Source organism: Enterococcus sp. AZ177, assembly GCF_050544585.1.
GTDB lineage: Bacteria > Bacillota > Bacilli > Lactobacillales > Enterococcaceae > Enterococcus_L > Enterococcus_L plantarum.
In genome coordinates, this window is record NZ_CP172944.1 from 2336909 (window position 1) to 2350750 (window position 13842).

The 13842-nt window shown below is 34.5% G+C and carries 10 protein-coding genes; all 10 read right to left on the reverse strand.

The features are described from left to right. Positions 1–10 precede the first annotated feature (10 nt). Positions 11–1405, reverse strand: coding sequence for a sugar transferase (locus IGJ34_RS11365; protein ID WP_206849691.1), 1395 nt, complete (start codon positions 1403–1405; stop codon positions 11–13). 166 nt (positions 1406–1571) lie between these two features. After that, positions 1572–2726, reverse strand: coding sequence for an EpaQ family protein (locus IGJ34_RS11370; protein WP_430597496.1), 1155 nt, complete (start codon positions 2724–2726; stop codon positions 1572–1574). A 28-nt stretch (positions 2727–2754) separates the two neighbouring features. Further along, positions 2755–4716 (reverse strand): DUF7657 domain-containing protein, encoded by a 1962-nt coding sequence (locus tag IGJ34_RS11375; protein WP_430597497.1) that lies wholly within the window; start codon positions 4714–4716, stop codon positions 2755–2757. Between the two features lie 43 nt (positions 4717–4759). Further along, positions 4760–6904 carry a glycosyltransferase family 2 protein gene (locus IGJ34_RS11380; protein ID WP_430597498.1) on the reverse strand — a complete coding sequence of 715 codons (2145 nt, stop codon included), beginning with the start codon at positions 6902–6904 and terminating at the stop codon, positions 4760–4762. Between the two features lie 148 nt (positions 6905–7052). Next, a complete protein-coding gene (locus IGJ34_RS11385; RefSeq protein WP_430597499.1) occupies positions 7053–10196 on the reverse strand; it encodes a glycosyltransferase in 3144 nt (1047 codons plus the stop codon). Continuing rightward, complete coding sequence (locus IGJ34_RS11390) at positions 10186–11403, reverse strand: ABC transporter ATP-binding protein (RefSeq protein ID WP_206838116.1); 1218 nt, start codon at positions 11401–11403, stop codon at positions 10186–10188. The genes IGJ34_RS11385 and IGJ34_RS11390 overlap by 11 nt, the downstream gene beginning before the upstream one ends. A 64-nt stretch (positions 11404–11467) precedes the next feature. Then, positions 11468–12262 carry an ABC transporter permease gene (locus IGJ34_RS11395; RefSeq protein WP_111248333.1) on the reverse strand — a complete coding sequence of 265 codons (795 nt, stop codon included), beginning with the start codon at positions 12260–12262 and terminating at the stop codon, positions 11468–11470. A 152-nt stretch (positions 12263–12414) separates the two neighbouring features. Further along, a complete protein-coding gene (locus IGJ34_RS11400) occupies positions 12415–12759 on the reverse strand; it encodes a hypothetical protein (protein WP_069655415.1) in 345 nt (114 codons plus the stop codon). After that, entirely contained in the window at positions 12759–13100 is a 342-nt protein-coding gene (locus IGJ34_RS11405; RefSeq protein WP_111248334.1) for a DUF2304 domain-containing protein, read from the reverse strand. The genes IGJ34_RS11400 and IGJ34_RS11405 overlap by 1 nt, the downstream gene beginning before the upstream one ends. Continuing rightward, complete coding sequence (locus IGJ34_RS11410) at positions 13100–13828, reverse strand: glycosyltransferase family 2 protein (protein WP_069655413.1); 729 nt, start codon at positions 13826–13828, stop codon at positions 13100–13102. Before IGJ34_RS11410 ends, IGJ34_RS11405 begins: the two co-directional genes overlap by 1 nt. Between the last annotated feature and the right edge of the window lie 14 nt (positions 13829–13842).

The window sequence follows — 13842 nt, forward strand, 5'->3', positions numbered from 1 at the left end:
TTCACTCGTTTCATTTAAATAAATCGATTTTGTTTTCGCTTAAAAAAGAAAGATCTTTCTCACTACGTTCAACCTCTTCTACACCTTGCGAGGATACCTTATCAAATAAAATTTTGATTGTTTGCAATAGTATTTTTAAATCCAACATCAAGGAATAGTTCTTAATATATAATAAATCGAAATTCAACTTACTATTGTAATCTGATGCGTATTTTCCATACACTTGAGCATATCCAGTAATTCCAGCTCGTACATTATGTCTTAGATAGTACTGAGGATTTTCACTATTAAATTGGTCAACGAAAAATGGTCTTTCTGGTCTTGGACCAACAATTGCCATATCTCCACGTATAACATTGATCAATTGAGGTAGTTCGTCGATTCTTAGTGCTCTTAAGTATTTACCCACAACTGTAACCCGACTATCATTACTTGTAGATAATACCGGACCTGATTTAGCTTCTGCAGTTGCAGACATGGTTCTAAATTTTAAGATAGGAAATTCTTTTTGATTTAATGTAATTCTCGTTTGCTTGTAAATGATTGGACCTGGAGAAGTTACTTTAACAAGAATAGCTGCTATTAGCATCAAGGGCGAGGCAATTACTAGTAGAACAAACGATAGAACAATATCAAATAATCGTTTAATAAAGTTGTCTTCCCCTTTTATTCTAAAGTCAGAAACTTCAATGATACTTTCATCTTCAAAGTTCATCATATTAGGTTTCAACATGATCAAATTCTCAAAACTTGTATTTAAAAACAATTTCTTTTCAGCCTTTGTAACGAGTTTATAAATTTTAAATTTTTCATTTTCATCAATGTGGCTAGAAATATAGACAATGTCGATTTGATCCAGCAACTTCGTCAAATTATCATAATAATGATCTACAATAACCGTTGTCACTTGATGTTTTTTATTCTTATGACTAACGAAATTTTGAGCTGCTGATACAACACTTTCTTCCGTCCCTAGAATGACAACTTTTTTTATTGAACTAACTTTCAAATATAAAAAGTATACTAGAATTCGCCAAAGGCTCAGCAATACAATACTGACAATAAATGTATAAATCAGTACTGACCTTGGAAACGTAAACCAGCGACCAGCAAAGGTTATCGTCATTATGAACAGAATCGTTAGAAACTGCCCGATGACAGTCACAAAAATAATGTCATTGATCGTTCGATTATAAAAAACATATGCACCCAATAACAAATTTAAAAAGATAAAAAATAGCGAAATGTAAATAGCAGACTTTTCATATGAGACAAAATTATATGAAGGAATGTTAAATCCAAATTTAATCCAAAATCCAACCAATACAGAAAAATTGAAGACTAAAACATCTACAATAATAATCGCAATTCGCTTTGCATTATTCCATTCATTTTTAGTTGACATTTTTACCTTCCTTCCTAATGACTTAAAGTGTTGATATATTATGACTAAAATACTGTCTTTCATACAAAACTTCAAGTTTTATGTTACCATATTGCGTCTTAAAAAAAAACAACAATCTAATGATCAAACCAACTGGCTTAACGATGCTCCCTTAAATAAAACTTTCCTATTCTAAAGGGCTCTCTTCCGATTTCTGTAGTGCAATTCCTACAAAAGCATAAACAATAGGTATCCAGTAGTTGGCTAATAATGTTTCTTCCATCGTAGACTGGACACATATCGCCAAGAATCCTAGAAATAGGCTAACTTGAAATAATGAAAGATTTCTTTTTTTGCGTATATTTGAACTTAACAAGTACAACAGTACGCCAAAAATCAAGATATAGCCAATAATTCCATAGTTCCCTAAAACATAAATATAGCTATTATGCGTACCTAATGACTTCCAAGAAGCGGTAAAAGGTTCCATACCAATCAGCATATTTTGACTACTAGAGAACCACTTTTCAAAAAACTCTGCCCAAATTCTTTCTCTTCCCGTAAATAAATTAAGTGTATCAGATTTTGAAAAAGCGTAAAAAACGATTGGTCCTAAACTGAACATCAGGCTAAAACAAGAGAGTAATACATAATTGTTTTGAAGTAATTTTTTAGGGATTACATTATCGATGAGTATAAATAATACCAACGCCCCCAATGAAGCTTTTGACTGACAGACCCAAATAGCCATCAATCCACTAGCATAGATTGGAATAACAAGCAATTTGAAATAGCCAACATTGAATGATTTTATTAAACTCGTCAGCATTATCACAGATAAAAGCAGTGTCATTCCAATTGTGTTAGTGTTGATCCAAATAGCTTCTAACTTATTGCTATTTTTCCAAATAGCGTCTGCTGGTACTAGTTTAGGCAATTCTGTATAGATCCTATATAGTGTTACCCCTAAAGATATACCTGTGATCCCACCAAGCAAGCCGAAATCTTGCTTGGTAAATCTTGCCTTTTTAAAGCAAAGTAGAAAAAGAATAATCAAAGGAATTGATACATTAATAAATCGATTACTATGTCTTATTGAGGAGGTCACTGTATAAAATATAAAAATAGCACCTGCTAAAAAAATAAGTATCCAGTCATTTTTCGTAAGTTCTTTAACTTTTAACAACAAAACGAATACAATTGCCGCTGCTAAAAGATACACACTGTTTTCATAAATAAATGAAGTTGTTTTTGTTCCAATTCCCACCACCCACATTAAATATGAAGCAGCAATAGTAACCAGTAAAACTAGGTTACTTACCCTATTTAGGATTTTGTCCATATTAACATCCTTTCAACAGACCGCTCAATTAGTAAATAACTTGATAAATATAAGCACCATTTGTGTCTGGTCCGTATAACTGTTTCAACTGAATTGTTTCTGTGGCAAATTTATCGATATTCTCATACGTTACTAAATACTTGATATTGTATTTTTTCAAGTCTTCCAATCCTAACCTAACCACAAAGGCATCCGCATTCAGCAATTCAAATTGTTGCTCGTTATTGCCAATTTCAACATAAATATGAGAGTAGCGATTATAAATATCTTCATGTTTCCCAGTTGGATCAAGTGGTTTCCAAGAATCCAGATTAGGGGTAAAGGCCGTTCCATTAAAAGTATGAACACCTAACATCGGTAAGTAGGCATGCATCATACGTTCACCTGCCCACACCTGGTTTGGATCTTTCTTCTCTATTTCCATCACTGATTGCGCAAGTTCCTTCTCATAAACAGCATTTACGCCCCTAGCCACAGGATTTACACCACTGCCGGTGAAAAGAACAACACCTACTAATACTAGTGAGAATAGATATTTTCGTTTATTGAGCAGAAGAAAAATAAGTACTCCAGCTAATACTAATATCATGATAATTTCAAGCTTACTCAAATACAATCTTAGATTTCCTTTATATAAGGCAAAAAAGTACAAGCCAAGATTAAAACCAACGATCAAAATTTGAGGCAGCAATGCTAATTTTTTCTGTTCCCAAATATAGTGAATGAACCAAATGCTTAGTAAAATCGCGGAAAAGCTGAAGGCTAGATAAGCTCTTTCTTCTGGCACATATGACCAAAGCGTAATCTTCGCAAAAAAAGTTGGGAAGCGAACGCTCATCCATATTAAATTAAATACACAGAATATAAATAAGAGGAATCCATAACTATTTTCCTTGATTTTCTTGTAAAATAGTACAGGTGACATCAATAATATAACGAAAAAGAAGTGATAAAAACTACTTAATTCTGAATTATTATTGTACACAACATCTTGAAACTGCATCTTCCAATTCGTTAAGAAGAGAAAAATATCTTTTTTGGCAAAATCACCACCAACAGATACTCTATTTCCAGGATAAATTGTATGCAAAACACCCATAAGTGAGTCCCAAGAAGTAATCAGAGAAACTGTAACGATCAAGCCTGTTATAAAAATAGCTAAACCAATCGAAACAGCATCAAATTTATCAAATTTCACTTTATGACGAAAGTCCATAAAAAATGCAATCAAGAAAAGCAAGATCAGATACCCAAACGGCACTTGAAGGGCTGGATATAATACCAGAATAAAACCTGATGCACAAATACTTGCAAGCAATGAAAAGAATATCCGCCAACGTTTATTTTCATGATAATAAAAATAATTATAAATCCCAACCAGAAAACCAAAAGTAAAAAAGACCAAATCTCCAACTGGAGAAACAAACCACCATTGAATCGCGGCTGAGAAAGGAATCCAAACACTTGTTAAAAGCGCTAAGTACTTATTTCTCTTTGTTAAAATAAGGCCTATTTCAAAGGACAATAACATCAATCCTATCAATTTGAGGCCCCAATACCATGATAATCCTCTTTCTTTTCCAAGAAGAACATAGCCCCAAGTAAAAGGTTTAGCAAGGGTTGCTAGATTTAAAGCTGGAGAGTTGTACCCAATGACCATATTTTGGCCATCTATGGTTATCATTTCATTATGATTTTTTAACCCAGTTTGCGTTTGCGATAGACTATAAGGTGTTTGAACCATCCATTCATCTGACCTTATTGGTCTTGGCTTGCCAAAGATTACTCCTTGTTTATCTGCCCCTTCAGTATAATCTGAAACATATTCATCCCACATATTGATTGAGCTACCATGTAATTTGAAGATCAAAATCAAAATAAACACGAGTAAAGCAAGCCAAAAACGAGCGTTGATCAGTTTATCTATTATTGTAATAAACTGATGCTTTAGATTGTTTCTTTTTTTCTCTTCTACTTGATTGAATTCCATCTCTAACTCCATTTCATCGTCACAAAAATTATTGATCCTGTGTCTAGTCTCTATATGAAAAATTAGGTATTTCTCTTGTAAGATTAGGATTATAAAACGGATCATTTTCGATCAAAGTCGACCATTTACGTTCCATCATCGCTTTTTCTTTTTCAAAGCGTTTTTTCTTTTTCCCTTTATCATCATATCCTCTGGTTTGAGATTCAAAATGATAGAGTTCCGCTTCATGTAACCAAACATTATCTCGACCTAGTTCTTTTACTTTTAAGCAAAGATCGACATCATTAAATGCCACTGTAAATTCTTCATCAAAACCAGAAACTGCTTCAAAATCTTGTTTTTTTATTAAGAGACAAGCGGCTGTTACAGCTAGATAATCAACATTTAAGGCTAGCTTTCCAAAATAACCTAAATCCCCATGCGGATAGCCATAATGTCCATGCCCTGCAATTCCACCTAATCCTAAAATCACCCCAGCATGTTGAATCGTGTTATTTGGATATAATAATTTTGCCCCAACACAACCAATTCGTTCTTGTTGCGCAAAAGAAACCATTCGTTTTAACCAATCAGCGTTGATCACTTCAGTATCATTATTTAAGAATAAGAAATAATTCCCTCTCGCTTCTTTCGCTGCGATATTATTTATTTTAGAAAAGTTAAATGGAATATCAATCACGACTACACGAAAACGAGCATCAAGTTGTTGTGCGAAAGAGTCATACAATTCGTTCATTTTTTCATCTGTACTACCATTGTCCGCAATAATGATTTCATAATTTTTATAGGTCGTTTTTTCGATAATAGAAGACACACAACGTTTGACATCTTTATACCCATTCTTAGTTGGAATAATGATTGAAACCAAGTCTTCTGATTCAATATCGTAATAGACATCGTACAACCCATTTGCCCGACCATGAGTAGCATGCCCTTTGATTCCACGACGAACTAAAGCGTCTTGAACTGCTCTAAGCCCTGCTTCAAATGCGTACCCTTTTGATGATTGGTCAACAGCAGTTGACGTCGGCAACATACGCCAGTGATACAGAACTTTAGGAATATGTTTGATTCGAGCTTCTGTCGTCTTCTCAGTGAATCGAAGAACTAAATCATAATCTTGAGAACCTTCATACCCTTTTCTAAACCCACCGATTTCTTCAAGTATCGTTCTACGGTACACCCCAAGATGAGAAATGTAGTTTGTTCCCAACAATAAGTCAGGCGACCAATCTGGTTTAAAAGAGGGATCTGAACGATTGCCTTCCATATCGATTTTATCTTCATCGCTGTAAATTAAATCCAATTCAGGATTTTCGTTCAAAGCTTTGATAATTTCATAAAAAGCAATTCTTGGCAGCTCATCATCATTGTCTAATAATGCCACAAATTCTCCAGTGGCTATTGCTAATGCAGAGTTCGTTGCTTCACTGATATGACCGTTTTCAGGTCTGAAAACAACCTTGATTCGTTCGTCTGCATTCCTGTAATCTGTTAAAAGTTCTTTTACTTTAGGGTCTGTCGAAGCGTCGTCCGCCATACAAAGTTCCCAATTTGAATAATCTTGGATCAAAATAGAATCAATACAGCGTCGCAGCCATTTTTCTTCGACATTATAAACTGGCATTGCGATCGAAATTTTAGGTTGATAGCCAAAGGTACTGATTTCAGCTTTGATTTGCTCAAAATCGAACTGTTCATTTCGTTCTAACCAACTTGGATAAGAAGATTGGTTTCTGATTTTTTCGATTTTTACTCGTTGTATCGTACTTTTGATACCATTTCTTTTTAGATAACTAATGCCTTTATGTACTTTTGTCATCAATCTTGCCATCTTATCTTCAGTACCAGGAATTAAAGGATATTTTTTAGCTAAGTCTATCCATTCTGTTCTACTTGACTTTGAATCCTCTGAAACAAAATGAACTTCCAGTTTGTTTTTCTTTTGGATACCATCTAATTTTAGTTCAAATCCTGCTAAAACATCTGGATTTGCCTCATAAATCTGATTGACATCTTCCCTTAAAACACGCTTGATATCATAAGACGTTACTTGCTCTTGATTGTTGATTGAAATAACTGGAGAGGACTTTGAAGTTGTATTCAAAGCCCAGCCAGTTACCGTCAAATTATTTGTTTGTTTCTCTCGATAGATACTATCAATAATGATTTTTATCTCATCGTTCATGTTTAGCTCTCCTTGTATTTAGAGGTCCGACCTTCAATGCTTTAGCATTTAGCAATTACTGCGATCGAAACGTAAGTGTAGTATCCGTTGTCTCTACGCAACTAAAGTGGCAGGAACAATGGCTCTCCTTATATTTAAAGATCTGATCTTACTGTCGTTTTGGATTTCTATAACAATCAACTAACTCTTGTTCAGACCATTTATCTGTTAACGCTTTGAAATTACCTTTTTTATCAAAATTTTGACTTTTTTCTTCTGCTTTGAAGATTGCATAAGAACAATAGATAATTTTTTTGTCTAGCTGTTTCGCAAATTTCAAGGATAAATCTACGCCCATGACATCTTTACCCAACTCTTCAGTGATACCAGAAACCGCAAGATAATCGGCTTTTCTAAAGATCATACAGGTTTCTGATGCCGCTTGAACGTTTCTTGGTAAAGCGATTCGATAATAATAACCTAAGCTCTTACCAGGTGTTCCTTGTTCTGGGTAAATCAACCGTTTTTTCTCCATATCAATAGACATACCAATATTTTCGATACGATAACGATAATCTACTACTCTCCCTGTTACGATACCCGCTGTCGGTTGTTGCACCATATTCATCATCTCAACAAGCCAGTTGCTTTTTGTTGGAACGAGACCAGCGTCCAAAAGAACTGTGTATTCACCATTCGTCGATTCAACCAATTCGTCTCTTGTTTGCCCTTCACTAAAAACGATTTTGTTACTCGATGACTTAATTTTTTCTTTCATCGATTTCGGCAAGACGATCTCGTAGTTTTCGTAGATTGTTTTTTCAAGTAATTTTTTTAGATAATCATTGATATCTGTCGTGTCATTGGTAATCACGATTGATACTTTAGGTATCGTATCATAAATATAATTAATTTTATACGAGCCATAAAATTCAGCAATTTCCACAGTTGCTTTGATATTGCGACGATCCATTGCTGCTTGTACTGCACGTTGCCCAGCAACATAGGCGTACCCTTTACTTTCAGGATTCAAAGCGGTTGATGACTCAATCGCACGCCAATGGTACATCATACCTGGGATATGAGCGATATTTTCTGCATTCTCCGTAGCACGTAAGACAAAATCGTAATCTTGAGCACCGTTAAATTCTGTTTTTAACCCACCTGTTTTATCCAATAAAGAACGTTTTATCACAACGAAATGTGTAATGTAATTATGGTTTAAAATCAGCTCAGAATTCCATTTAGATTTATAGAATGCATTGAAACGCTTGCCACTCTCCGTGATTTTATCTTCATCTGTGTAGATAAAATCGATTGTTTGATCTTCATTTAAAGCTTTAACAACTTCGTACAACGCTTGTGGAGCTAATTCATCATCATTATCCATAAATCCGATATAATCACCCGTTGCAATCGTTAATGCTGAGTTTGTTGCTTCTGAGATATGACCATTTTCTTCACGATAAATGACTTTGATGCGATCATCTGCATCCGCATATTTTTTAAGTAAAGGCTTGATGTAGTCACTTGGTGAAGCATCATCGGCTAAACATAGCTCCCAGTTTTCATAGTATTGATTTTGAAGGGAAGACACACAGGCATCTAGCCATTTTTCTTCGACATTATAAACAGGAACCGCTACAGAAATTTTAGGCTGAAATTGAAATGTTTTGATTTCTTCTAAAATAGCTGAAGGATCGACTGGTGTTTCTTGTTGTTCTTGACGTTTAAAATACCATTTCATCGAGCCGATAAGTCCACGTGTCTGCACAGAGCGCAGCGCGCGTTGAATCTTATTCCCAGGTTGAACCATATTAGGTTTTTCTAAGCGATATTGTAATTTCCGACCGTTATTAGCTGCAATATTTAAGAGGTAGGTTGGTTGATCGTCCGGATCGATCACCTCAATCACGAAGCCATACTCTTGATCGCCTTTTAGTTCAAACATGTCGATAACATCTCTTCGGTATTCTTTTGTTACAGAATATTCAATAGCTACTTCAGCCGATACTTTAAAATCAATAGGTAACTTATCTTCTTTAGAATATGCCCAACCGCGAATCACAGTCTTCTTCTCTTCAACATGACGCACGATATCATCGATATTCAGTGACACGAGTGAATCAAATTTACTGATGGATACTTTTTTATACTTTGTCATTGTTTTTCCACTCACCATTGATCCTGTATTTTTTGCCTGATTATTTCCTGCTTTTTGTTCAATTGCATAATCAATCAGTCCATGAACTGTATCAGAAAAATTACCTTCGTATTTGTAGTCTATTGTGATTGTCATTGTTTTTCCAGCAATTTTTTTTCCATCTACTTCCATGACAGGTACTTGAATGTCAGAGAAAAAATAGCGTGCTTCTTTGTTGTAAACAGCATTTGTCGCACTAGGCTGTATAGCTGTTCCGGAAACCGTCAATTCGATATCTATTACTGCTCCCGTCAGGCTTGGGAAAATTTTCAATAACTTGATATTTTTTGGAATATCGATCGTGAATGTTTTATTTTCACCTGACACGTTATTAAGTTGAACATCAAATTCTTTTTGCTCTTCTTCACCGCAGTCATATAGGAAATGAATATTCTTCCTATAGCTTGAATTTTCAGGCACTGTACGAATCGGATGTGCCACAGGTTGGGCAGAAAGTGCGTAAAAATACTGATAGACTTCCCCAAATGGACGCGCTTTAAAAGCAGCACGAACTTCCACTGGCAAGTCTTCATAGGTAGATTCAAGTTCATTATAGCCCACTTCATTGAGTGTAAAATCCTCTTTGGCAATAAACAAACCAATTTCTTCGAAAAGTTTTTCAAAGCCGCTTTGAACGAAGAAAGACTTATGTGTTGCATCAAGTAAGCCTGTTTCACGCCAATCTAATTTATTATTAAATAGATCGATCAAAACAGAATTATGTGCAATATTTGGGAATGTGATCAAGATTTGTCCTTCTGCACTTAAAAAAGGTTTCACTTTCATAAGTGCATTTTTAGGATCCATCAAATGCTCTAACACATCCGCAAAAATAATATAATCAAAGGTTTGCCCTTCAAAATGTTTCGTCCAAGCTTCTTCATCGATATTGCCATAAAAACCATCATTAGAAAACTTATCGACGTGATTATATAGCTCTTTATCAAGTTCAACGATTGCGACATAACAATTTTTCTCTTCGATCAAATACTTCGTCATTCGACCATTTCCTGGACCGAATTCTAATACTCGACTATTCTCTTTAATTTGGGCAACGATTTTACCAACACTGGTACTCTCGTCAACTTCCATTTCAAAATCATATTTCATCTTTAATAGTATCCTTCCATTCATGATCTAAAATGACAATGCCTTCGCCTGCATAGCGACCACTAATAAACATGTTAAGGTATTTCGTTTTGTAAACCAAAGGTACTGTGGCGTGTTCTTCAAAGAAGGCAATATCAAAGTAATATTCACCTGTCAAAAGAGACATTTTCCCGTATTCAAGATAAAAGACGTTTTTACCTTTTTTCCACGGGATTTTGACGCCATCCAACAATGTATTTAGTCCACAAACATAATTATTGTCGACTGTTCGAATCGCAACACCACAAACAGGTGATTTGATGGCATCATTTTTGACAGTATACTCTAATTTTACAATGACCTTCTCATCTTGATTAACAATCTCTAATGGCTCCAAAGCGTAATTCAATAAGGTTGCTTTATCGATCTCGATAATATCTGGAACTGTTTCTTCATTTTGGATTGTTTTTTCGCGGTCAACCGTTTTGATTGATTTTTTCTTCAAGAAGTTTTCGTAGTTTGTCGTTACATCCATCGTATCTCCGTATTCAACAACTTCTCCATTTTTCAACCAAAATGTGCGATCACAAAAACGACGAACAGAATTAACATCGTGAGAAACAAAAAGAATTGTCTTACCGGAATTTTTGATTTCAGTAAACTTCTCCATACATTTCAGTTGGAATTCTAAATCGCCCACCGCTAATGCTTCGTCTACGATCAAGATATCAGGATCAACATTGATAGCTACAGCAAAAGCTAAACGGACAAACATCCCGCTTGAATATGTTTTGACCGGTTGATACAAATGATCACCGATATCAGCAAACTTGATAACATCCTCTACTCGTTCTTCCATTTCTTCTCTAGAAAAACCAAGAACCATTCCATTTAGAAAAATATTTTCATAACCAGAATACTCTGGATTGAATCCTGAGCCTAATTCCAATAATGCTGAAATTTTCCCGTTGATTTTCATAGAACCAGAAGTCGGTGTTAGGACACCTGTAATTATTTTAAGAATCGTTGATTTACCAGAACCATTTTCTCCAACAAATCCGATCATTTCGCCTTTTTCTATTTGCATCGTCACATCTTTTAACGCATAAAAGAGTTCGTGATATGTTTTTTTCATTGGATTCAGAGCTTCTTTAAAACGATCAGATGGTTTTTTGTACATATTATATGTTTTAGTTATATTCTGTATATCGATTGCATATTCTGACATTGTTTAATCTCCTTGTGTTTATCGATCACATATTTCAGTATGTTTTAGCTCTACTGGGTCCTGTTTATAATACATCTGAAAAATGTGGTTTCAAACGTCTAAAGACTGTAGACCCAATTAATAAAAGAACTATTGTAAAGCCCCAGAAATACAAGCCATACTGCCAATGTTCCCAGAACCAAGCTCCACCTGTAAAGGAATCACGATAGCCTTGGATAATATAATATAGCGGATTTAGTTTTAGCACTTGCTCAATCCAACCAGATGGCTGCCATAAGATTGGCAAGGTCCACATAATTGTTTGCATCGCTACATTAATAAATTGCATAATATCTGGTAAAAACGGTTGGGTAGAAGCTGTCAGCCATGTTACACCTGTCAAAAAGATAATGAGACAAAATAGATAATAAATCAACTGTAAGCTTTGCAACGTTGGGTAAATACCACTTAGTGACGTAATCCCAAAACCAATTACAATAAAGAATAGGTGTGTATATAAGCTAGATAAAATCTTTGATGTTGGTAGAATCTGTACGTTAAAAACTACTTTTTTTACAAGGTAGCTGTATTCCTTAAACACGTTGGTTGCAGACAGCAATGAATCCGAGAAAAAGAACCATGGAATCAAACCTGTAACGAGATAGACAATAAACGGAAACTCTTCATTAGCTCCCCGAGGTCGTATTTGCGAAAAAACAAACCAATAGGTCAACACAGTTACTAAAGGCGTAATAAATGCCCAGATGATCCCTAGTGCAGAACCTGCATATTTTGATTTAAAATCATTAAACGAAAACTGTATTAATAGCTTTCTATTTTCAAAAATATTTTTAAAAATGGATAGTGTTTCTCGTATCATTGACTCTTTTCCTTTCCTATTCCCATCGCTTTTATATTTCTACTAAAAATAAGCTGCATAACATTACTAGTTTAAAGAATATGCGCACTTTTTTCAAGTTATGTAAGTATTTTCTTAAGATTTAAACTCTAAACGTTCATTTTAAAGGCTTTTTACTTGGCGATTTGAATAATAACAATCCCTAAAATAATCACACATGTCCCAATAACGGTCCCAAGGGAGACTTGTTCTTGCAGGATAAGTTTAGAACCTATTAACACAGCAATATTGGTAAAGGCAACGCCCATAGGAACAATATAAGATACTTCTGATTTGCTGATAATGACCATCCACAGAACAAAACTAAACATGTAACATAAAAAGCCTATGATTGTTGTGAAAGACATTGAAAAAGAAAAAACAGCATTCGTGATTTGAATTGAATTTGCCTGAGAACCTAATTTCACTAAAATCAAACCTGAAGTTGATAATACAACATATATTAAGAATAATAACATTATTTTTTCTCCTTTTTATCTTTCAATATTGAAAGTTCTTGAATTAACAGTTTTAGTTGGTTTTGCTGTTTTGATAACAACGCAGAATTCTTGATTTCAATAAACAGCAAAACAAAGATTGCAGCGATGATTAAAAAATTAGAGGTTGTTTCAAATCCTAACAATTTGGCAAACCATTCTGGTAATTTAGGAAAAAGAGCAAAAATCACCAAACCCGCCGATATAAACAACCACCTAATCGCATTTTTTAGCAAAAAAATATTTTTATTAATCGAACGAATAATATAAACAAAAAAGAGCAACGAGAATAGTAACATTTCAATTCTTAAAATTGGGCTCATTAGTCTCCCTCCCGCATAAAACCTGAAACAATGATTGCAATACTTACTTCAAACATATATTTGACCGAAGTAAACGAACGAATCGATGATTGACCACCTGATCGTTCCATCATATTAACAGCAACTTCCTTGATTTTGAATTTCTTTTTAAGCAGATGTACAGTTGATTCGGGTTCTGGATAACTCGTCGGATACTTTTTAGAAAAATAGCTGATGATTTCCTTATTGCAAGCACGATACCCAGAAGTTACATCATATATTTTTTTCCCTGACGATAGATAAATCAAAAAAGAAAGAATTCTAATCCCGATACGACGCATAAAGGTTGTTTGGAAATCTGCTTTTTGGTTTGGTAAAAACCTTGAACCAATTACGAAATCAGCTTCTTTTTTGATTATCGGTTGTACGACTAAGTCTAAACTGTTGATATCATGCTGTCCATCCCCATCAAATTGAACCGCAATATCATACTCGTTTTCTTCAGCATACTTATATCCCGTTTGAACAGCTCCACCGATCCCCAAATTCATCACTAAATGAACCGCATTAATTTCATTTTTTTCTATAATTGCTTGTGTTTTATCAGTTGAACCGTCATTGATTACGACATAATCAATTGTATAGGAATAGTGATGACTATTCTCTTTTTTAAATGATTCAATAGACGTAATTGTATTTAATATATTTGATTCTTCATTATATGCAGGAATAACTAAAAGAACGCGCAAAGTAACTCCTCCTT

Excerpts from the sequence above, each read along its gene's own strand:
- IGJ34_RS11390 (WP_206838116.1), bottom strand. The coding sequence starts at position 11,403 with ATGTCAGAATATGCAATCGATATACAGAATATAACTAAAACATATAAT.
- IGJ34_RS11365 (WP_206849691.1), bottom strand. The coding sequence starts at position 1,405 with ATGTCAACTAAAAATGAATGGAATAATGCAAAGCGAATTGCGATTATT.
- IGJ34_RS11395 (WP_111248333.1), bottom strand. The coding sequence starts at position 12,262 with ATGATACGAGAAACACTATCCATTTTTAAAAATATTTTTGAAAATAGA.
- IGJ34_RS11405 (WP_111248334.1), bottom strand. The coding sequence starts at position 13,100 with ATGAGCCCAATTTTAAGAATTGAAATGTTACTATTCTCGTTGCTCTTT.
- IGJ34_RS11385 (WP_430597499.1), bottom strand. The coding sequence starts at position 10,196 with ATGAAATATGATTTTGAAATGGAAGTTGACGAGAGTACCAGTGTTGGT.
- IGJ34_RS11370 (WP_430597496.1), bottom strand. The coding sequence starts at position 2,726 with ATGGACAAAATCCTAAATAGGGTAAGTAACCTAGTTTTACTGGTTACT.
- IGJ34_RS11400 (WP_069655415.1), bottom strand. The coding sequence starts at position 12,759 with ATGTTATTATTCTTAATATATGTTGTATTATCAACTTCAGGTTTGATT.
- IGJ34_RS11380 (WP_430597498.1), bottom strand. The coding sequence starts at position 6,904 with ATGAACGATGAGATAAAAATCATTATTGATAGTATCTATCGAGAGAAA.
- IGJ34_RS11375 (WP_430597497.1), bottom strand. The coding sequence starts at position 4,716 with ATGGAATTCAATCAAGTAGAAGAGAAAAAAAGAAACAATCTAAAGCAT.